Below are 21,963 nucleotides of genomic sequence, written 5' to 3' on the forward strand. Positions count from 1 at the left end.
GCACCGCCTCCTTCAACACAGCAACACTTCATAATAAGCATCATGCAACTCATCATCGCCGCCGTTGGTCACAAAATGCCATCATGGATAGAAACTGGCTTTCAGGAATACGCCAAACGTATGCCGCCCGAAGCACGCATTCACCTCAAAGAGATCAAACCAATTGAGCGCTCCGGCAGTAAAACTGCCGAAACAGTGATGGCACTCGAAAAAGAAAAGATCGAAGCGGTCATCCCGAAAAATGCGCGCATCATTGCACTCGATGAACGTGGCAAAGATTTAACCTCAGTCGGTCTCGCCAAACAATTAACCGATTGGCAGCAAGATGGGCGTGATGTGGTGTTTGTAATTGGCGGCGCGGATGGTTTAGATGCCGAGTTCAAAGCAAAGGCGGATGGTTTGATCCGCATCTCGAGTTTAACTTTGCCGCATGGCATGGTACGTGTATTATTAGCAGAACAACTCTATCGCGCTTGGTCGATTACACAGAATCATCCTTATCATCGGGTCTAACCAACTCCCTTACCACGCTCGATTTCTTTTGACGATTTTCGATCGAGGATATTTACTATGCGCCTGTTTCGTTCTGTGATTTCGTTGGCGAGTATTTGGCTCGCTTTGCTTTCCTTGTCTTCTTCTGCAATGTCCGCGCAAGAAGCACCGATCAAGGAAAAACTTGATCTCAGCATGCGAGAAATGATACGGCTTGTGCATGAAAAACCCGCGCAGTTCAACGCCTTATGGACTGAACGCAAGCAACAACAAGAAGCCCTCATTTCCACCACGTTAACAGGTAGTGAGCGCGCAACCGCAATGCAAAATATTCAGTGGCAATGGGCTGCTGGTTTAATCAATTATCCCTATTTTCATCAACGTGAAACGGGACAGCCTGTCGCTATCGATTGGCAGGCTAAACGTGACGCTATCAAGTCTATTCAATTTGATGATGAAACAAATATCGAGCAAGACAATTTTCAACGATTAATTCAAGCATGGATGCACGATGCTGCAGAGCAAAGAGTGAAACAAGATCCAGCGCTATCGCGCGGCGACAATCGCTGGTTACGCGCAAACTTTAATGCACTCGAAGCGGCGAGCAACAACCGCAAAGTGAAAGCATTTTTCATGAATAGAATGCTAGCTGAACACATAGACGACAATGGTGCCAAAAACATCTTGCCGCAAATTTTTGTTGCAGAAAGTAACGGCGTCGATCCCGCACAAATTGCAAAATTTCGCGCAGCGTATGAACAAGAATTACAAGCGCCGAAAGACCACGTCGCCTACACCTATCAAATCGTAGAAGATGTCGATCTACAACTCCATGTTTTCCCTGCAAAAGACAAGGCCAAACGGGCACCCGTATTCGTGTGGTTTCATGGTGGTTCATGGAGCACGGGACATTGGAGTTACTGCCCCGTCGTATGCCGCGCCTTACAAAATCTCGGCTTCGTCGTAGTACAAGTCGAATATCGCACTTCGCAACGATTTGACGGAACACCACTCAACGCTTTGGCCGATGCAGAACGCGCTATCGATTGGATCATTGCGCATAGTGAAGAACTTCACATTCAATCCGATCAATTGATGGTCGGTGGTTTCTCTAGCGGTGGCGCATTAGCATCGCAAATGGCAGTACTGAATCACACCAAAGTCAAGGCCGCAGCTTATATTTCTGGCGGTTTTGATCCCTCGAAAGATAGCTGGTATAACAGCGTCGTTGGTCCCTTGCGCGACACTAATCAACTATCACCGCTGCGCATGATCAATCGTCATAGCCCGCCACAAATCCTATTCCATAGCAAAGACGATGAAATGTGCCCTTACCAAGATGCACAGGATTTTGCGCGCAAATTAAGCGATCTAAATATTCCCAATCGACTTATTAGCTTTGAACAAGGTGGACATTTCTTTGTCTTTAAAAATCCACTTGACCGCCAACGCATTACTTCTGAGTTAACGAGCTTTATTGAACAATTGGAATGGTAACAAACATCCTTTGTTTTCCTTTTCTGCTTGGCATGGTGCGTGTATTATTAGCAGAACAACTCTATCGCGCTTGGTCGATTACGCAAAACCACCCTTACCATCGGGTATAAAAAAGAATGCGGCCGCGCCCTGCTTCAGGATTTTAGCTATGTCGCAACACCGAAAAATTTATCTCGCCTCCAAAAGCCCACGTCGACGCGAGTTACTGCGTCAAGTTGGTATTGATTTTGAAGTTTTACTATTACGCGATGCACCACCGCGTGGACCCGAGGTAACCGAGATCGTACTGCCAGGTGAATTACCAGAAGCCTATGTCGCCCGTGTCACCCAAGAAAAAGCACAAGCGGCTTGGGATGCTGTGCTCGCAAGACGCTTATTCACGCTCCCTGTCTTAGCCGCTGATACCACAGTAGTGATCGCGCAAGAGATTTTAGGCAAACCCGCCAATCGTGACGAAGCGATCAGCATGCTCAGTAAATTGGCAGGAAATACGCATCAAGTGCTCACTAGTATCGCGATCAAATACCAACACCAACTTCTGCAATGTACGCAAAAATCCGAGGTGACATTCGCGCCATTAAGCGACTCACAAATTGCCGCCTACTGCGATAGCGCAGAACCGTATGACAAAGCGGGCGGCTATGGCATACAAGGTATGGCGGCACGATTTATCAGTCATATCAATGGCAGCTATTCAGGCATCATGGGTCTTCCTTTATACGAGACCACCGACCTGTTAGCGCGCCTAGATCCACACTAAAGTGCAGCACTAAAGAACAAGAAAAAAGCGCAGCACTGCTTACAAAATTCAAATTCAAAATTTAACGGAAACCTAGCCATGAGCGAAAGTCTATTAATCAACGTCACGCCGCAAGAAACCCGCGTGGCCCTGATTTTTCAGGGAGCGGTACAAGAGTTGCACATCGAACGCACGCTATCACGCGGCCTAGTTGGGAATATTTATTTGGGCAAAGTTGTGCGCGTTTTACCCGGCATGCAATCGGCTTTTATCGACATCGGACTCGAACGCGCTGCGTTCTTACACGTTGCCGATATCTGGGATGCGCGTCCACAAGGTCACGAAGGTAATCCAAATAATGTGCCACTCACGCCTATCGAAAAACTCTTATTTGATGGTCAGGCAATCACCGTGCAAGTCGTCAAAGACCCAATCGGCACCAAGGGCGCACGCCTCTCCACACAAATTTCGATTGCGGGTCGTATGCTGGTATTTTTGCCGCAAGACTCGCATATCGGCATTTCACAAAGGATCGAAAACGAAGAAGAACGCGAAGCCTTACGTACCAAAGTGCAAGGCTTAATGTTAGAAGATGAAAAAGGCGGTTTCATCGTACGCACGATGGCGGAAGATGCTTCGGAAGAAGATCTGCGTACCGACATCGAATACCTGCGCCGCACTTGGTCTACCATTACCAAACTCGCCAAAACCAAACCACCGTGCAGCCTCTTGCACCAAGATCTGAATCTGGCACAACGGGTTTTGCGCGATTTCGTCAACGAAGAAACCAGCAGCATACAAATTGATTCGCGCGAAAACTTTTTAATGCTGCAAGAGTTCGGTCGCACCTACACACCGTCGGTTTTGCCCAAGCTCCAGCATTACACAGGTGAGCGTCCACTATTTGATCTCTACAGCGTAGAAGAAGAAATTGAACGCGCGCTCGGCCGTCGCGTCAATCTCAAATCGGGCGGCTACCTGATCATCGATCAAACCGAAGCGATGACTACCATCGACGTCAACACCGGTAGCTTTGTCGCAGGCCGCAATTTTGACGATACGATTTTCAAAACCAATCTCGAAGCAGCCATCGCCATCGCCCGTCAACTGCGCCTGCGCAACTTAGGCGGTATCATCATCCTCGACTTAATCGACATGGAAAGTCAGGAACACAAAGATGCCGTGCTAGCAGAACTCAACAAAGCCCTATCACGCGACCGCACCAAGCTTTCAGTCTCTACTTTCTCTGCACTAGGCTTAGTCGAAGTCACCCGCAAACGCACACGCGAATCGCTAGCCCATGTGTTATGCGAACCCTGCCCCGCTTGCAGCGGCAAAGGCCAAGTCAAAACCGCCCGCACCATCTGCTACGAAATCCTGCGCGAACTGCTACGCGAAGCCAAACAATTCAACCCAAGAGAATTCCGCATCATGGCATCGCAAGTGGTGGTTGATATGTTTTTGGAAGAAGAATCGCAACATCTGGCAATGCTCGGTGATTTCATTGGTAAGCCAATTTCACTGCAGGTGGAGAATGTGTTTCATCAGGAGCAGTACGATATTATTTTGATGTAAAGAATTAAATTACTTCACAGCCTACTGTAGCTGGTGAATTGGACTGCATATGAATCTTCACTCGCAAATATTTCTTGTTATTCTCATACAGTGAGATGTATACCTATTACTTCGGACTAAATTTAAAAGCCTTTCCTTACTTTATTTTTACTTCCATGCATAAATCACTTATTGCTGTCGCGCTTTACATTTGTGCATCAGCTTTCAACTTCTCGAACGCGCAGTTTGCTGATTTCAAAACAACGGAAAAAGTATTAGGCAAGATGATCAAAAACCGTAGCAGCAATTTTGTCGTTAGCGGTGATGGGCAGCGTATTGCCTACGTCGTCGGTACAGGTCGATACGACGCGGAAATGGGGCCAAGCGAAAGTTGGGAAAAATATCACCTCGTGGTAGACGGCAAAGTGGGAAAACCATATCGTCGAATTTCAGAAGTACAATTCAGTCCAGATAGTCAACGTGTAGGCTACATTAGCACTACTGCCGTCATCATTGATGGCAAGGAAGATCAGGCATTCGGAGAGAGCGCCACTGATGCGGTCAATCAACAGATTCGTGAACTATATGGCCTACGTTTTAGCGCTGATAGTAAGTCGTACGTTTACGCCACATCTAGTATCAACACAGACGGTCCTGCTTTCATCGTTCTCAATGGGGTAAAACTAAAAAGCTATGCTCGTGTCCATAATCCTCTATTTAGCCCTGACGGCAAACACATCGCCTACTCTGCTCAAATTGCCAATCCCCGGCGCGAATTGGTTATATTAGATAATAAGGAAGGTCCGACTTTTGATCATCTCATAGAAGACGATAATCTCAAGTTTAGCCCCGACAGCTCAAAATTAACTTATCTCGCCTGGCCAAAACATAACAAGCCAGCGCAGTACATCATGGTCAACAATGGTCGTGAACATGTCGTTTTAATGGGTGGTGAAAAATGGCGAACGTTTAGCCCTGATAGCAAACATTTAGCTTACGCCTTTGAAACTGAGCACAAGAAAAAAACTATATTGGTCAATCAGAAAATCAGCCAGCTCTTTGATGCTTGGAGTTTAAGTGCTCCCATATTCAGTCCTGACAGCCAACGTATAGCATTTATCGTGACGACGCATAATCCCTCCTTACGCAAGGGACAAGTGTACACTGTACTCGATGGGAAAAGTGGTAAGGCCTACCAAGAGCTTCTACTACAGCAGCCAATATTTAGCGCCGACAGTCAACATTTCGCCTATGGCGCCTTCAATGGAACTTCTTGGATGACGGTCGTTGATGGTGTCGAGGGTACCCATTTCAATAGCGTGCGCGACTTACAATTTAATCCAACCAAGGAAGGACTTGCTTTTATCGCTCAAGTCGGCGACAAATTTTGTGTCAGTTACCGCGGCACCAAAGGAAGATTGTTCGACCAAGTTGTGGACCTACAATTTAGCGATGATGGGAATACGCTCGCCTATGCCGCACTGAACTCAAAAGACAAAAAATGGCGAGTAATTATCAACGGAAAAGAAAGCCCACCATTCGATTTTATTTTAGCTAAAGATGCTTACGATAATAAAACCTCCACGCCGCTATCACAAAGTAGCTTGCGTTTTATATCCAACAATCAACTGCAATTCCTTGCAACGCGCGGTGATCGACTTATTTCTGTCAAATTGCAAATACCGTAACTCGGCAAGGCGTGGATGGGCACGCTTTCTTGCCCACGCGGATTCAATGCTTAGTCGACCAACGCTTCTCCGTGTACTTAATACATTTTTCCTTTTTCGACCGTAACGCGTGGGCACAATAAAGCCGTGCCCACCCTACGCAGCGACAAAATAATTCTCAGCTCGCTCCAACGCAGACCGATCTTGCATCACATCGCCAGGTCGATTGCCATAGCCAATCAAACTGCCATTCCAAGGCATCTCCATATATCCAGCGCTTAGGCGTAAACTTTCTACCAAGGCTTGCGCATAACTTTGATCTTCATCGGCGGTGACTGTGATGTTCCACAGACGACGGCCGCGCATTTTTTCTTTGAAATCTAATGCGGGAATACGCATCCAGCCTGACCAGTGGTCTAAATATTGTTTCGCCGCTGCAGGCATGTTGTACCAGTATAGTGGTGTGACGAGAACCAAATCCGTCGCGTTTAAAGTGGAGTCGAGTAGTTCGCGCATTTTGCCTTGTGGTGCTGGATAGGTGCCATCGCCTTGATGCCGTTGATCGAGAAAAACGGGCATGCTGTAGTCGTGTAGATTGATCCATTTTTGCTCAAACTCCGCAGGCAAATACTGCGCTGCGTAGCGTGCTAGTTGTTCGGTATTGCCGTTGGCTCTGCTGCTCGCCAATAAGAATAGGAAGCGGCGAGGTTGAGATGCGCTATGAGGAAGTATCATGCATTGCTCCAAATGATGTTGAGTTCAATATTGCTTATTCGATCGAATGGAAAGCAGTTTAAGAGTCGCTGCCTAGACTGACAAATGATGATTTTTGTGGCTCAAATTAGTTTCACTTAGCTGAATCAGCTAAACTGAATCTACTAAACCGAATCTGCTAAACTGCAGCGATGAAAAAAGCTATCCACATCCGATCCGCTCCCCTAGGCGCCATTCGTGCTTTTGAGGCTGCTGCACGTCTTGGCAGTTTTAAATTGGCGGCGCAGGAGCTTTCTGTAACACCCGCGGCGATTAGCCATCAACTGGCAGCTTTAGAGGAATATCTTGGTGCGCCTTTATTTGTGCGTTCGAATCGTTTGGTGCAGTTGACGACGAAAGGACGGCAATTCTCGACACAAGTGACGTCGGCATTTGCACAGTTGCAAACAGCGATGCAAGAAGCGAGTGCAACTGATACTAACGAACAAGTGCTGGTCGTTAGTGCTGCACCGTCGATCGCCGCGAAGTGGTTAGTACCTCGTTTAAGTCGCTTTCATGCACAATTTCCTGACATTGATTTGCGGTTATCGTCTGAAAATCAAAGCCACGATTTAATGCATGATGCCAGTGTTGACGTGGTACTGCGTTATGGCAAAGGTGGTTACGATCAAGATTTTTCTGGCGCGAAAAAGACTGGTTTGCATGCAGAAAAACTATGGGAAGAAACGTATTTATTTCCAGTTTGTAGTCCAGCCACTTTACGCAACACACAAGTCAGTGAGAACACACAGATTAAATCTGTGCTCACTCGATCTAAAGATCTGAATCAACTTCGCCAACATACTTTGTTGCGATTACCACTCCCGCCGGATCGCGACACAGGCGAAATTGGCGAACGCTGGCAGGCTTGGCTGAGTAACACAAATGAATTTCATACACTGAATCAAAACGAACAAGCCGCCTTACTCGCACACGCAAATAAAGGTCCTTTCTATAGCCACGAACATTTAGCAATTGATACGGCCAAATCACACCACGGCATTTGCCTAGCACTGGATGTATTGGTGATTGAAGATTTATTAGAGAAAAAACTGCTACGCCCGCTCACTGTGCGCACTCGTGACCCCTATTCACATTGGCTGTTATATCGGGAAAAAGATGCGCAAAAAGCGAGTGTCCAAGCATTTTCGCAATGGATTAGAGACGAGGCGGCGCTGTCTTTAAAAACACTAGCAAGTTGCCGCTCGCAAGTTTCGCCGTAGCTGAAAAAATATCGCAGTACCGACATATCTAAGCAATGAGCATGCAATAAAAAACCATATGAAATCAATGCTCACTATCTGCCCTTATTCGGACGAATGGCCGCAACTGTTCAAGCAAGTTCGCCAAGAACTGTTCACGGTGTTTTCTCAGAACTACACGCAGATAGAGCATATAGGCAGCACCGCAGTTGTTGGACTTTGTGCGAAGCCCGTCATTGATGTACTTCTTGGGGTCAACTCTTTAAGCCAGATTGAATCGAAAATTACTTCACTAGAAAACATCGGCTTTCTCTACGTCGCAAAATATGAAAAAGAAATCCCAACACGACGCTACTTTGTCAAATCTCCCAAGGATAGTTTGCGCATTCACTTGCATGGCGTAGAAATCGGCTCGCGTATTTGGTGCGACCATCTCAAATTTCGTGACTTATTGCGATCAGATCTACAACAACGTTCTGCCTACCAACAATTGAAATTGAGCCTTGCTTTGCAATACGCAGACGACAAGGCTGCTTATACAGAGGCCAAAGCACCGTTCATCACATCTACACTGAATAATTTGGACTGAGCACTGCACACTGCCGCTACAAACAATGTCGAATAAAAAATACAAATATACGACAATTTAAGGCTGGCAACTTAGCGTAACGCATCAGAGAATTGCGACGATAATTAAAGTGTTCAGTTCAGCGTTCAGTTACAGCTCACGAACGAAGCTAGCGCATAAATTTTTGCTTACTAGGCCGCATCCACGCGTTCCATTTTTCTAGGATTTCACATGCATAGTTCCGATCATATTTCCGACGCCAGTTTTTTTGATTTAGATGGTCTGACGAAAGCATTAACATTAATGACTTCGAGCGAGACTGATGTGCGTGAACTACCAATTAGCTTACCTCAATTGGGGCTAGGTGAAAGTCAAGTACTCGATTTGCTTGCCCCGCAAGTTCTCGGTACAGCCGCACAGCTTGGCGCATCGTCTTCAATGGCACACATGGATCCGCCAACCCCGTGGATCACTTGGGCAATGCAGCTTTGGAATGCCAGCTTGAACCAAAATTTACTACATGAAGCAACCTCACCTTTTGCGACACGAGCGGAGAAGTTGGTATTGGATTGGCTAGCGCCTTTCTTCGGCATGCGCGGTGGTCACTTTTGTTCGGGTTCTACCATCGCTAATTTAACCGGTATCTGGGCAGCACGCGATGTCGCTGGAATTCGGCAAGTGGTAACGTCGCAAGCAGCGCACCTCAGCATAGAGAAAGCTTGTCATCTGCTTGGTATTAAGTTGGTAAAAATCGCAGTAGATGCACAAGGTCGCTTAGACACTACACAACTTCCTGATTTAAAAACTAGCTGTCTCGTACTGAACGCGGGTACGACTGCCACAGGCGCAATCGATTCCTTAGCACTCTGCGGCGCGGCGGCGTGGACACATATTGATGCCGCTTGGGCAGGACCTTTGCGCCTAAGCCCTGAATATGCAGAATGCTTAAATGGGATCGAAAACGCAGACTCAATTGCGGTATCTGCCCACAAGTGGCTGTTTCAACCTAAGGATTCAGCCATGATCATGTTTCGTGATTTAGAGAGCGCAAATAAAGCAATCAGTTTTGGCGGCAGTTATTTAGCCAAACCGAACATTGGTGTACAAGGTTCACGATCTGCTGCGGCGATTCCTTTGCTGGCCACACTATTAGCGTGGGGACAAAATGGACTTGCTCAACGACTTAATCATCTGATGCAGGCAGCAGATTTATTTGCGCAAAAAATTGATGAGGCGGACGAACTTGAGTTATGGAATAAGCCGCAAACCGCTGTTAACGTTTTCCGACCTCGTCACATCAGCACCACCGAATTACTCGCAGCACTCCCCGCTGGCATGCTGTCAAGCTGTGTAATCGACGGAGAAATTTGGGCTCGCTCAGTCGCAGCAAATCCTATGGCCGACGTCGAACTCATCTTTACTAAGATTATCGCTGCTTGCAGAAAGTAACTAGATTGACTCGTAGAATAAAAACTGTGTAACGAGCAGGAATTCGGCTAGCATAGGTATCACTCCCCCCTTCATAGCAACCGAACCAAACATATAAAATAAAAAGACTTGCTTCTATATTTCGATAAATATAGAATTATCGAAATTAGGAAGATCACGGATTAGTTTTAATCAGCTCTATAAAGAAAGGCAAGTCATGGAAACGAAATCTGCCATCACCGCACTAGCGGCACTAGCACAAGAATCGCGTCTCGCGATTTTTCGTTTGCTAGTAGCCGTCGGGCCTGAAGGCTTGGCGGCAAGCAAAATCGCTGAGCAACTTGCGGTCCCTTCTTCGTCATTGTCGTTTCACCTAAAAGAGTTGTCATACGCAGGTTTGATCATGGCGCGCCAAGATGGGCGTTTTATTATTTATTCGGCCAACTTTACGGTAATGAATGACTTACTAGGATTTTTAACTGAGAGCTGCTGTGGTGGAAATCCTTGCACCTCAACTGCAGCGCTCACTTGTGATGCTGCGGATTAAAACACATGTCATTTTCTAACAATCCTCCCACTTATAGCGAGTCGAATATGACTAACAAAACATTCAATGTTCTCTTTTTATGCACAGGAAACTCAGCGCGAAGCATCATGGCGGAAGCCCTGATCACGACCATGGGGCATGGTCGCTTCCAAGGATATTCAGCTGGTAGCTTTCCAGGTGGCGTGGTCAATCCATTTGCGATTGAGCAGATTCAGCAGACGAACTACCCCTTGAATAATTTACGCAGCAAGAGTTGGGATGAATATGCCGGACCAGATGCGCCTCAAATGGACTTCATTATTACCGTCTGCGATAACGCAGCGGGAGAGGTCTGTCCAATTTGGCCTGGCCATCCTTTAACTGCACACTGGGGCTTTGAAGATCCTGCAGCATTGGTCGGTAGTGACGAAGAAAAACGAGCACTGTTTCATAAAATATTCCGTCAAATTATGGCGCGTATCAATATTTTTGTAAGCTTGCCATTACACATGCTTGAGAAAAATACGATTCACCAAGAGATGAGAAAAATCGGAGAAACACAAGTATGACTGTTATTGATTCTATGTCAAAAAAACTCGTTGCCGAGTTCCTTGGCACTGCTTTTTTACTCGCAGTCGTCGTTGGCTCTGGCATCATGGCGCAGACGCTTTCTTCTGGTAATGCTGCCATCGCTTTACTCGCCAATGCACTCGCAACTGGCGCAGGTTTGATTGCCCTGATTTTGATGTTTGGAAATTTATCGGGTGCGCATTTTAATCCTGTGGTGACGCTGTCTGAAGCGTGGCAGAAAAATTTACCACGGCACTACATTTTTCCTTATGTCGTTGCACAAATACTGGGGGCCTTTGCTGGTGTCGCCGCAGCACATAGCATGTTTGATCTTCCGCTATTTTTTGCATCGACGCATGCGCGTACCGGTGTCTCACAATGGTGGAGTGAATTCATTGCGAGCTTTGGTTTAATTGCCGTCATCATCAGCACCTCACGCACGCGTCCGGCAACTACACCATTTGCGGTGGCGGCATATATCACGGCAGCGTATTGGTTCACTTCTTCAACCTCATTTGCGAATCCAGCAGTGACTTTGGCACGTGCAATGAGCGATACCTTTGCTGGTATACGTCCTAACGATGTGCCCGGTTTTATTGTGATGCAGCTGTTAGGCGCGGCATCTGCGACTGTGCTGTTTAACTGGTTATATCCATCATCTTCCCCATCTCCATCATCTGAGGTCAGCTCATCATGAACGTCTTATTTCTTTGTACAGGTAATTCTTGCCGCTCTATTTTGGGCGAGGCGACTTTTAATCACCTAGCGCCTGCTGGTTGGCGCGCGATGAGTGCGGGTAGCAAACCAACTGGCCAAGTGCATCCACGTTCACTCGCTTTATTGGTGCGCGAAGGCATCGCGACCGATGGCTATTTCAGTAAATCCTGGGATAACTTGCCAGCGACACCGGACATCGTGATCACAGTTTGCGCGAGTGCGGCGGGCGAAACTTGCCCTGCTTATTTGGGTCCTGTATTACGCACCCACTGGGGCGTCGAAGACCCCGCGCATGCCACCGGCACCGATGCAGAAATTGACGCTAGCTTTATGCAAGCCTATCGTATTTTGCGAGCCCGTATTGAAGCATTCTTCGCCTTACCACTCGCAAGCTTGCAAGACGATAAAGTGGCTTTAAAAGCAGAGATGGATAAGATCGCTAATCTCATGGCGTAAGCAAATAAAAGCGAACAAGTATGCGCCAGCGCAATGCGTTACGTGCAATAAGTGCTGTAGTGTAGTTGATAGGGACATCCCATCATAAATATCGGAAATACCATATGAAGACTCTACAAATTTTTGATCCCGCCATGTGTTGCAACACCGGTGTTTGCGGTGTCGATGCAGATCAACAACTTGTCAATTTTGCTGCCGATGTGGATTGGGCAAAAAAGCAAGGCGCGCAGATCGAACGATTTAATTTGGCACAACAACCATTGGCATTTGCCGAAAATACGGTGGTTAGAAGTTTTTTAGAGCGCTCAGGTCAAGAAGGCTTGCCCTTGATTCTGCTCAATGGCGAGATCGCGTTGACCAATCGCTATCCACGTCGCGCAGAATTGGCGCGATGGTTGGGCTTGAGTATCCTACCTGTTGCTGCCGGCACCACTAATTCTAAACCCTGCTGCGGCGAAGGTCAGACTTGCTAAAGACCAATTTGCTAGCTGCTATTTTCGCTTTATCAATTCGTTGTATCAATTCGATTTATGATGATTGGATATGCTCGTGAAATTTCTTGAACAAACTCCTAAGTTTTTATTTTTCACCGGCAAAGGTGGCGTCGGTAAAACGTCGCTAGCTTGTGCGACAGCAATTCATTTCGCGGACATTGGTCGGCGCGTGCTGTTGGTTAGTACCGATCCGGCATCAAATGTCGGACAAGTCTTTGGAATCACGATAGGTAATCACATTATCGCCGTGAGTGCGGTGCCGAATTTGTCCGCCTTAGAAATTGATCCTCAAGCAGCAGCACAAATCTACCGCGATAAAATCGTCAGTCCGGTACGTGGTGTATTACCCGATGCGGTTGTCAATAGCATAGAGGAACAATTATCCGGTGCCTGCACTACCGAGATCGCGGCGTTTGATGAATTCACTGGCTTACTCACGAATCAAGCTGTGATCGGCCAATTTGATCACATCATTTTTGATACCGCACCGACAGGTCATACCATACGCATGTTGCAATTGCCCGGTGCATGGTCTGACTTTTTAGAAGAAGGAAAAGGCGATGCGTCGTGCTTAGGTCCCTTGGCTGGTTTAGAAAAACAACGCGAGCAATATCATGCTGCGGTGGAAGCCTTGGCTGATCCGCAACGCACGCGCATGGTCTTAGTCGCTCGTGCGCAAACAGCTGCCTTGCGCGAAGCCGCGCGAACTCACGAAGAACTGGTTGCGATTGGCTTCCAACAGCAATACTTAGTCATCAACGGTGTGATGCCTGAAGCCGAAGCGGTACATGACAAATTAGCTGCCGCGATTGTGCAACGCGAGCAAAGCAGTTTGAATGCCATGCCTGCCGTGTTGAAGGAGGCACCGTGTGATCAACTTCCTTTGCTTGGTTTCAATTTAGTTGGTTTGTCGGCCCTACGTGCCTTGCTCAATCCATCGTCTGCAGTGTCGTCTTCCAAACCGATTACGGAAGCACCAACCTGCCCTGATTTATCGAGCCTAATTGATGATTTAGCTGCCGGTGGCCATGGCTTGATTATGACCATGGGCAAAGGTGGCGTTGGCAAAACTACGGTGGCGGCGGCACTCGCAGTCGAATTAGCGCGGCGCGGTCATGCAGTGCATTTAACCACCTCGGACCCCGCTGCCCACGTGTTAGCAGCGCTAGGTGGGGAGGTTGAAAACATGAGCGTCAGTCGCATCGATCCACATGCCGCAACAGAGGCATATCGTGCGCAAGTGATGGCGAGCAAAGGCAAACATTTGGATGACGCTGGGCGCGCTTTACTGGAAGAAGATTTACGCTCGCCTTGTACCGAAGAGATCGCCGTGTTCCAAGCGTTCTCGCGCGTGATCCGTGAAGCAGGTAAAAAATTCGTCGTGATGGATACCGCGCCGACTGGGCATACTCTGCTCTTACTTGACGCGACGGGGGCCTATCATCGCGAAATTGCGCGACAAATGGAAAGCACAGGCATGCGCTTCAATACGCCGATGATGCAACTACAAGATCCACAGCAAACCAAAGTCATTATCGTGACACTGGCAGAAACCACGCCGGTGTTGGAGGCCGCTGGCCTACAAAAAGATTTGCAACGCGCAGGGATAGAACCATGGGCTTGGGTCATTAACAATAGCTTGGCACTAGCGCATCCAACTTCTGCTTTATTGCAAGAACGTGCGCAGAATGAATTGGCGCAAATTCAAGCAGTGGCGGAACAACATGCTAAGCGTTGGGCGGTGATTGCTTTGCAAGAGCAAGAGCCGGTTGGGGTTGCGCGTTTGCAGGAGTTGTTGAGGAGTGAAGGAGCTCGGTAGCAAGGCTTTTCTTCAAAATGTAGATTCCCTTCCCCCTGCAAAGCATAGATATCTACACAAATTCGGATTTGGTTAAAAGACACCTTCTCCCGCAAGCGGGAGAAGGCTGGGATGAGGGTGGTTCAAGTTAGCGAAATGCTTTTTTAAATGTCGCGTTCGGTATTTAGAACACATGTAGTCGTTATATTTTCTCGCTTGTCAGCCACCCTCACCCCAACCCTCTCCCGCTTGCGGGAGAGGGAGTGTTAGTCATCGTACAACCACCACTCCTTGATCTCGATTTTATCTCTTTTGTAACATCAAAGCCCATTTCAATAGTAAGGACTTATCGGTTATCATACGAGAAACAACCGCGTTACACGTGATCGCTCTGCAGACCACAGATCACCTTCGAAAAAGAATCGACACCGTTATGAATGCCTCCACCATCAATCCTATTCCCCTCCGCAGCAAACCACGCAATCTTGCCAGCGCGGTGGTCGATCATTTGACGACGCGTATCAAGAGCGATGATTTAAAAGTGGGTGAAAAATTGCCGACCGAATCAGAAATCATGCAGGCCTATGGCGTCAGCCGCACTGTTGTGCGCGAAGCGATTTCGCAATTAAAGGCAGCGGGATTGGTCGAAACACGACACGGTATCGGCACCTTTGTACTCGCACCGTCGCATCATCTAGGCTTGCAGAATTCTTCGATCGTGACGGTACGCGACGTGCTCGCCGTTTTAGAAATTCGGATCAGTTTAGAAACCGAAGCAGCTTGGCATACTGCATCGCGTCGCACTGACGCACAGGTTGAAGAGATGCGGGCTGTGTTACAGCAGATGCGCGCCACAGTAGAGTCCGGCGCGCATTCGGTTGATGCCGATGTGCGCTTTCATTTGTTGATTGCACAAGCGACTGGTAATCCTTATTTCGTCGAATTACTTGGCCACTTGGGTCACACCTTAATTCCACGTGCGCGATTGAACACAGCTCAAATCAATCAAGACGATCCATCCGCTTACTTAGTGCGCGTGCACCATGAGCATGAAGATATTTTTAATGCGATTTTGCGGAAAGATCCTGAGGCGGCGCGAGCGGCTATGCGGACGCATTTGAGTAATAGTCGGGAGCGGTTGAGGTTGGCGCAGGAGGTGATTGAGGGTGGTGGTTGAGTTGCTTTGCTTGCCTCGAAGCTTGAAGTCACATTCATTATGACTGTGACTCTATCAAGCGGCATCAGTTCTCAATGTTCACAGGTCGGGTGTGGCCCGACAGCCACTCACTTTTCTTGCTTCGCCAAGAAAAGTAAGCAAAAGAAGGCGACCACGCTGCCACTGCCCTTCGGGTTCCCAATTGAGCAAGACAAAAATGGGAAAGCTTCGAAACTCGCTGCGCTCAAACAACGAAGCTTTCTTTATCCATTTTCTGTCTTGCACAATTGGCAGTGTCAGAAGTGGATGAAAGTCAAAAACAACGGCAACACCAAAACAAACAAAATTGGACGCCGCTCATCTTCCTTACAGCCGTTGCGATGCATTGTTTTTGACTTTGTTTTTGACTTTGTTTTTGACTTTGTTTTTGACTTTGCTTTTGACCTGTCCCCGTTTGAGACGATGTAATTTGTGCCTCACAGAAAATGGATAAGAAAGTGTTGTTGTCTGAGCGTAGCGAGTTTCAACACTTTCCCATTTTTTGGGATGCACAAATTATGCTGAAGCGAAGCGTAAGCACCCGAAGGGCGAGTCTACGGTCGCCTTTCTTTTGCTTACTTTTTCTTTGGCGAAGCAAAGAAAAGTAATTCGTTGGACTATAGTCCAACCTATCGGGCTACCCCCGACCTACAGACCGCTCTGCAACTAAAAAAAATAAATACTATCAACAAAACGATAAACAGCCGCACTACAAAAATTTTAACTTCCAGAAAATAACCCATCCCCATCCCAACCTCCCACCGCGCCGCTTGCAAGCGGCTTAGAACTTGGTGGCGCAAAGCATGCTTTGCGAAACTCCACCAATTTCCCCTTGAGGGGGAAGGAGTGACGATAGAGCATTCGTCGACCATTCCCGCACTCCCCCCAAAAGCACATTTCAATAAAACCAACAAAACCCCAAACAACAATAAAAAACCAAAAACCCTTTGCAAATTCCAATTTTAAGTTGTACGATGACGTATCACTTAAACGCAATCACATGATTTTCTCTAATTCCACCCAATTTCCTGCCTTTATCACTGGAGACACTATGCACCCGCAAGACCTCAAAAAAATCCTCTCATCTGGACTTTTATCCTTCCCTATCACCGACTTCGACGAAAACGGTGATTTCCGTGCTGATACTTATGCTGAGCGTCTAGAATGGCTGGCGCCGTATGGCGCAAGTGCTTTGTTTGCGGCTGGTGGCACGGGTGAATTCTTTTCTTTGACACCGGGTGAATACAGCGATGTGATTCGTACTGCGGTCGATACTTGCCGTGGCAAAGTGCCAATTTTGGCGGGCGTTGGTGGCCCTACTCGCACCGCGATTGCCTTAGCGCAGGATGCGCAACGTTTGGGTGCGCAAGGTTTGTTGTTGTTGCCGCATTATCTGACCGAAGCGAGTCAAGACGGTTTGATCGCGCATGTTGCCGAAGTGTGCCGTTCTGTGAGCATTGGTGTGGTGGTGTACAACCGTGCGAACTGCCGCTTAACGCCTGATTCACTCGAAAAATTGGCGGCGATGTGCCCGAACTTAATTGGTTTTAAAGACGGTGTCGGCGATATCGAACTCATGGTATCGATCTGGCGTCGCATGGGTGACCGCTTTAGTTATCTCGGTGGTTTGCCAACTGCGGAAATTTTTGCTGGTGCTTACAAAGCGATCGGCACACCAGTGTACTCTTCTGCGGTATTCAATTTCGTACCTAAATTGGCGATGGATTTTTATCACGCAACAGCTGCGGATGACTTTGCAACGACCAATCGTTTGATCGATGAATTCTTCTTACCTTACCTCGATATTCGCAACCGCAAAGCAGGTTATGCGGTCAGTATCGTCAAAGCAGGTGCGCGCCTAGTTGGTCATAGCGGTGGACCGGTACGTGCGCCATTAACTGACTTGACGGCAGAAGAAGATGAAATGTTGTTAAAGTTAATTCGCGCTCAAGGTCCACAGTAAGCATAAAAGCAAAGGTAAAAATAGGCGCAAATGATGACGATTTCCATCAAGACTGGGCGTACGCGCCCAGTTAAAATGAAATGTTCGCCTAATTAAAATTTTATCTAAGTGGGACTTACGCAAAATTGCGCTGGCTAGACGTGGAGCCGAAGACAGTACCAGCTGTACGGCGAGGCGAACACAACGACGCCAGCGTCTGTTTTACGTAAGTCCTGATTAAGAATGAAGGAGTAATGCATGCAAATCACTGGAAGCATGGTCATAGGCCAGCAAACCATTTTCGGTAGCGCGGGGACGATCAAGGCGATCAACCCAGCCACCAATAGCGAATTCGAACCCGCATTTGGTTTGGCAACCAAGGATGAAGTCGATCAAGCTTGTCTATTGGCAGCAGCCACATTCGACAGCTATCGTGAAACCACGCCAGAAAAACGAGCCAGCTTTTTAGAAAAAATCGCTGACAACATTCTGGCATTAGGCAATACCCTGATCGACCGCGCACACCAAGAAACAGGGTTGCCAGTTGCGCGTTTAGAAGGTGAACGTGGTCGCACCATGAATCAATTGCGTCTATTTGCGAAAGTCGTACGTGATGGCGCGTATCTGTCTGCTACCCTTGATTCCGCTCTGCCAGAACGCGTACCACCGCGTCCTGACTTGCGTATGCGCAAAATCGGTTTAGGTCCAGTGGCAGTGTTCGGTGCAAGTAATTTCCCTTTAGCGTTTTCTGTTGCGGGTGGTGATACTGCATCAGCTTTAGCAGCGGGTTGCCCAGTTGTGGTCAAAGCCCATAGCGCGCACCTTGGTACGTCTGAATTAGTCGGTAAAGCGATACAACAAGCAGCGAATGAATGCGGCTTGGCAGGTGTGTTCTCGATGTTGATTGGTGATGGTCGTCAAATTGGCCAAAGCTTGGTTGCTCACCCTGCGATTAAAGCCGTTGGTTTCACCGGTTCACGTCAAGGCGGTATGGCCTTGGTGCGTACCGCTGCGGCACGTGCAGAACCGATTCCTGTATATGCAGAGATGAGCAGCATCAATCCGGTTTTCTTGTTGCCAGATGCCTTAAAAACCAAAGGCGCAGCGATCGCCCAAGGCTTTGCTGATTCTTTGACCATGGGTGCGGGACAATTCTGTACCAACCCTGGCATGCTGATTGCGCTCGAAAGCCCAGAACTACAAAGCTTTATCGAAGCTGCGACAGTAGCGTTGCAAGTCAAACCTGCAGCGACAATGCTGACGCCAGGCATACATCAAGCCTACAGTTCTGGCGTAGAACGTTTGAATCAAGTGGCTGGCGTTGAAGTTGTCGCACAAGGCCTAGCAGCAAGCACACCTTGCGCGGCACAAGCGAATCTCGCAGTCTGCGTAGCCAAAGATTTCTTAAACAATAGCGCCTTGCACGATGAAGTATTTGGCCCATCTTCGCTCTTGATTCGCTGCAAAGATTTGGCAGAAATGCAGGCAATCGCAGAACACATCGAAGGTCAATTGACAGCGACCGTACACGCTACGTCTACTGATTACACGATTGCAAAATCCTTGCTGCCAAGCTTGGAACGCAAAGCCGGTCGTATCTTGTTTAACGGCTTCCCAACTGGTGTGGAAGTTTGTCATGCGATGGTGCATGGAGGTCCTTTCCCATCGACCTCAGATAGCCGCTCAACATCGGTCGGTGCTACTGCGATTGATCGCTTCTTGCGTCCCGTCTGCTATCAAGAGTTCCCTGCGGATCTGTTGCCAACCAGCTTGCAAGACGCGAATCCGTTTGCCATTCCACGTGTGATCAATGGTGAATTGACTGTGCCAGCGAAGTAAAGCTTGATGCAAAACGTCCTTCTCTCAATCATGGGAGAAAGATGGTGAAAATTGTAGGGCGGGTGCAACCCGCGCCGCCTGTCGCTAAATTGTAGCCAAATCACGCCAAAACGACGTTTTGGCGGCGCGGCTTGCACTCGCCTCAATATTCAAAATACAGATTAACAGCAGTACCAAAAACAATAAAACCGGAGACAAATATGTCAACACATGCACAAGTCCATGCTACAGGCATAGGCAAATATCGATGGACCATCTGCGCTCTATTGTTCTTTGCAACTACCATCAATTATCTTGATCGTCAGGTATTGAGTTTACTGGCACCGGATTTGAGCAAAGAATTTGGCTGGACCAATAGTGATTACGCAAATATCACCGCAGCTTTCCAATTTGTGTATGCGATCTCGATGTTATTTGCCGGTCGATTTATCGATAAGATTGGTACTAAAAAAGCGTTTATCTTGGCGATTACGGTGTGGTCGCTCGGTGCCATCATGCATGCGTATGCGATCTTCTTTGGCGAGGCGATCAACAGCATTGCCACCGCCTTAGGCTTAGCCGCAGTACCGGTTTCAATTGCCGGCTTTATGATTTCTCGCGCCGTCTTGGCCTTAGGTGAAGCCGGCAATTTCCCCGCGGCGATTAAAGCGACCGCTGAATACTTCCCTAAAAAAGAACGCTCTTTTGCGACTGGTATTTTTAACTCCGGCGCGAATATTGGCGCGGTGTTAGCACCGATCGCCGTACCACTGATCGCTGCTGCTTGGGGTTGGCAAGCGACCTTTATTATTGTTGGCGCGGTTGGTTTTATTTGGCTCGGTGCGTGGATGTTTTTTTATGATAAACCAGAACAACAAAAGCGCTTATCTGCAGAAGAACTAGCGTATATCAATTATGACCAAATTACCGATGGCGTCGTTGAACAAAGTGACGATGGTAAGAAATTCTCTTGGTTTCAATTGCTCGCCTATCGTCAGACTTGGGCCTTCGCTTTTGGTAAATTTATGACCGATGGCGTTTGGTGGTTCTTCTTATTTTGGTTACCAAAATACTTAGCAGCGCAATACGGTATGAAGACCACCGAGTTCGTCGTTCCTCTGGCGGTGTTGTACAGTATGACCATGGTTGGCAGTATTGGCGGTGGATGGTTGCCAACTTATTTTATTAATCGCGGTGATGCGCCCTATGATGGTCGTATGAAGGCAATGTTGATGATTGCGGTTTTACCTTTGGTCGTTTTGCTAGCACAACCTTTGGGTTACTTGAGTTTCTGGGTTCCGGTGATTTTGATTGGCATCGGCGCGTCGGCGCATCAAGCTTGGTCGGCGAATATCTTTACGACGGTTTCTGATATGTTCCCGAAAAAAGCAGTCGCATCGGTGGTTGGTATTGGTGGTATGGCGGGTGGCTTGGGTGGCGTCTTAATTACCAAACTCGGCGGCTGGTTATTTGACTACTATGGCAATCAAGGTCAATTGCAGACTGGCTATACCGTGATGTTTGCAATCTGTGCACTAGCCTATTTAGTCGCGTGGAGTGTGATGAAAACCTTGGTTCCAAAATACAAAGTAATTAGCGATCTCTAATATGGTAAGCACACAAACCCCAGATATCATCCGCGTTACAGCACCGCACACGACGATTCGTTGCGGTGTGGGTGAGAGCCCGATCTGGGTCGCCAAAGAAGGGGCTTGGTATTGGGTTGACATCACTGCAAAAACTATTTGGCGCTTAGACGGCTCTAGCGGTGCGGTATCACGCTGGCAAACCGCAGAAATGATAGGCTGTCTGACACCACACAGCAATGCTGGTTTTATTGCCGGAATGGAGAGTGGTATCTTCCATCTACATCTAGAAAGTAATGGTAACGTTCAAGCCAAAAAATTAGCTGCCCCCATCGCATCGGAAGTCGGCATGCGCTTCAACGATGGACGCTGTGATCGTCAAGGTCGCTTTTGGAGCGGCACCATGTTAATTGACATGCCGGAACCACGCGCCGCTGGTCATCTCTATCGTTATAGCAAAGAACATGGCATCTCAGCACCCATCATCTCCAACCTGTTTGTGCAAAATGGGCTGGCTTGGTCGCCTGACGGTCGCACCATGTACTTATCCGATTCGCACCCGAATAGCCAACTCATTTGGACATTTGATTACGACACCGATCACGGTGTCCCCCACAATCAACGCGTGTTTGTCGACATGAAAACGATGGCTGGTCGGCCTGATGGCGCCGCGATGGATGTCGATGGATGCTATTGGATTTGCGCGAATGATGCAGGCTTAGTTTTACGCTTCACCCCCGAAGGAAAGCTGGATCGGCAAATCATCGTACCAATGAAAAAGCCCACCATGTGCTGCTTTGGCGGCGACAAACTTGATACCTTGATGGTCGCTTCGATCGCCGCAGGACAGGCACCAGATGATCCATGGGCGGGTGCCACGATTCTACTTCAGCCCGGTGTACAAGGTTATGCGGAAACTGCGTTTGCTGGATAGACCTTAGCTACATTAGTACGACCAGCG

21 protein-coding genes and 1 pseudogene are annotated in these 21,963 nt (G+C 47.9%); 21 read left to right on the top strand and 1 reads right to left on the bottom strand.

Going from position 1 to position 21,963, the window contains the following annotated elements:
* The first annotated feature begins 42 nt into the window (after positions 1-42).
* The 6 genes and pseudogenes from rlmH (at position 43) to KDM92_RS07090 (ending at position 5,970) form a co-directional block, all read left to right on the top strand.
* A complete protein-coding gene (rlmH, locus tag KDM92_RS07065; protein WP_189346337.1) occupies positions 43-513 on the top strand; it encodes a 23S rRNA (pseudouridine(1915)-N(3))-methyltransferase RlmH in 471 nt (156 codons plus the stop codon).
* Positions 514-570: 57 nt separating this feature from the next.
* Positions 571-1,989 (top strand): alpha/beta hydrolase, encoded by a 1,419-nt coding sequence (locus KDM92_RS07070; RefSeq protein WP_212683678.1) that lies wholly within the window; start codon positions 571-573, stop codon positions 1,987-1,989.
* A gap of 29 nt (positions 1,990-2,018) precedes the next feature.
* Positions 2,019-2,099 (top strand): annotated as a pseudogene (locus tag KDM92_RS07075) (23S rRNA (pseudouridine(1915)-N(3))-methyltransferase RlmH); the annotation flags it as partial.
* A gap of 38 nt (positions 2,100-2,137) precedes the next feature.
* Positions 2,138-2,749, top strand: coding sequence for a Maf family protein (locus KDM92_RS07080; protein WP_212683679.1), 612 nt, complete (start codon positions 2,138-2,140; stop codon positions 2,747-2,749).
* A 78-nt stretch (positions 2,750-2,827) separates the two neighbouring features.
* Positions 2,828-4,303, top strand: coding sequence for a ribonuclease G (gene rng, locus KDM92_RS07085; RefSeq protein WP_189345919.1), 1,476 nt, complete (start codon positions 2,828-2,830; stop codon positions 4,301-4,303).
* Positions 4,304-4,398: 95 nt separating this feature from the next.
* Entirely contained in the window at positions 4,399-5,970 is a 1,572-nt protein-coding gene (locus KDM92_RS07090) for a PD40 domain-containing protein (protein ID WP_212683680.1), read from the top strand.
* A 135-nt stretch (positions 5,971-6,105) separates the two neighbouring features.
* On the opposite strand, the gene KDM92_RS07095 is transcribed toward KDM92_RS07090, so the two are convergent.
* Complete coding sequence (locus KDM92_RS07095; RefSeq protein ID WP_212683681.1) at positions 6,106-6,684, bottom strand: flavodoxin family protein; 579 nt, start codon at positions 6,682-6,684, stop codon at positions 6,106-6,108.
* A gap of 170 nt (positions 6,685-6,854) precedes the next feature.
* Between KDM92_RS07095 and KDM92_RS07100 the strand changes: the two genes are divergently transcribed.
* The 15 genes from KDM92_RS07100 (at position 6,855) to KDM92_RS07170 (ending at position 21,936) form a co-directional block, all read left to right on the top strand.
* Complete coding sequence (locus KDM92_RS07100; protein WP_212683682.1) at positions 6,855-7,925, top strand: LysR substrate-binding domain-containing protein; 1,071 nt, start codon at positions 6,855-6,857, stop codon at positions 7,923-7,925.
* A 58-nt stretch (positions 7,926-7,983) separates the two neighbouring features.
* Positions 7,984-8,493, top strand: a complete 510-nt coding sequence (locus tag KDM92_RS07105; protein WP_212683683.1) for a GrpB family protein — start codon at positions 7,984-7,986, stop codon at positions 8,491-8,493.
* A 210-nt stretch (positions 8,494-8,703) separates the two neighbouring features.
* Complete coding sequence (locus tag KDM92_RS07110) at positions 8,704-9,921, top strand: pyridoxal phosphate-dependent decarboxylase family protein (protein WP_212683684.1); 1,218 nt, start codon at positions 8,704-8,706, stop codon at positions 9,919-9,921.
* Positions 9,922-10,117: 196 nt separating this feature from the next.
* The gene (locus tag KDM92_RS07115) at positions 10,118-10,447 is read left to right on the top strand and encodes an ArsR/SmtB family transcription factor (protein ID WP_212683685.1); all 330 of its coding nucleotides are present in this window, start codon (positions 10,118-10,120) and stop codon (positions 10,445-10,447) included.
* 47 nt (positions 10,448-10,494) lie between these two features.
* Positions 10,495-10,995, top strand: coding sequence for an arsenate reductase ArsC (locus KDM92_RS07120; RefSeq protein WP_212683686.1), 501 nt, complete (start codon positions 10,495-10,497; stop codon positions 10,993-10,995).
* Positions 10,992-11,693: an aquaporin gene (locus tag KDM92_RS07125; RefSeq protein WP_212683687.1), complete on the top strand. Its 702-nt coding sequence runs from the start codon at positions 10,992-10,994 to the stop codon at positions 11,691-11,693. Before KDM92_RS07120 ends, KDM92_RS07125 begins: the two co-directional genes overlap by 4 nt.
* On the top strand, positions 11,690-12,169 hold the full coding sequence (locus KDM92_RS07130; protein ID WP_212683688.1) for an arsenate reductase ArsC: 480 nt from the start codon (positions 11,690-11,692) through the stop codon (positions 12,167-12,169). The genes KDM92_RS07125 and KDM92_RS07130 overlap by 4 nt, the downstream gene beginning before the upstream one ends.
* Positions 12,170-12,273: 104 nt before the next feature.
* On the top strand, positions 12,274-12,642 hold the full coding sequence (gene arsD, locus KDM92_RS07135; RefSeq protein WP_212683689.1) for an arsenite efflux transporter metallochaperone ArsD: 369 nt from the start codon (positions 12,274-12,276) through the stop codon (positions 12,640-12,642).
* Positions 12,643-12,712: 70 nt separating this feature from the next.
* Complete coding sequence (gene arsA, locus KDM92_RS07140; protein WP_230408212.1) at positions 12,713-14,482, top strand: arsenical pump-driving ATPase; 1,770 nt, start codon at positions 12,713-12,715, stop codon at positions 14,480-14,482.
* Positions 14,483-14,894: 412 nt separating this feature from the next.
* Positions 14,895-15,638 (top strand): FadR/GntR family transcriptional regulator, encoded by a 744-nt coding sequence (locus KDM92_RS07145; RefSeq protein WP_212683691.1) that lies wholly within the window; start codon positions 14,895-14,897, stop codon positions 15,636-15,638.
* Positions 15,639-15,677: 39 nt separating this feature from the next.
* On the top strand, positions 15,678-16,085 hold the full coding sequence (locus tag KDM92_RS07150) for a hypothetical protein (RefSeq protein WP_212683692.1): 408 nt from the start codon (positions 15,678-15,680) through the stop codon (positions 16,083-16,085).
* A gap of 622 nt (positions 16,086-16,707) precedes the next feature.
* On the top strand, positions 16,708-17,619 hold the full coding sequence (gene kdgD, locus KDM92_RS07155; RefSeq protein ID WP_212683693.1) for a 5-dehydro-4-deoxyglucarate dehydratase: 912 nt from the start codon (positions 16,708-16,710) through the stop codon (positions 17,617-17,619).
* Between the two features lie 237 nt (positions 17,620-17,856).
* On the top strand, positions 17,857-19,437 hold the full coding sequence (locus KDM92_RS07160; protein WP_212683694.1) for an aldehyde dehydrogenase (NADP(+)): 1,581 nt from the start codon (positions 17,857-17,859) through the stop codon (positions 19,435-19,437).
* Positions 19,438-19,637: 200 nt separating this feature from the next.
* Positions 19,638-21,023: an MFS transporter gene (locus KDM92_RS07165; RefSeq protein ID WP_212683695.1), complete on the top strand. Its 1,386-nt coding sequence runs from the start codon at positions 19,638-19,640 to the stop codon at positions 21,021-21,023.
* 1 nt (position 21,024) lies between these two features.
* Complete coding sequence (locus KDM92_RS07170; RefSeq protein ID WP_212683696.1) at positions 21,025-21,936, top strand: SMP-30/gluconolactonase/LRE family protein; 912 nt, start codon at positions 21,025-21,027, stop codon at positions 21,934-21,936.
* Positions 21,937-21,963 lie beyond the last annotated feature (27 nt).

Source organism: Affinundibacterium baiyunense, assembly GCF_018139645.1.
Taxonomy (GTDB): Bacteria; Pseudomonadota; Gammaproteobacteria; order Burkholderiales; family Burkholderiaceae_D; genus Undibacterium; species Undibacterium baiyunense.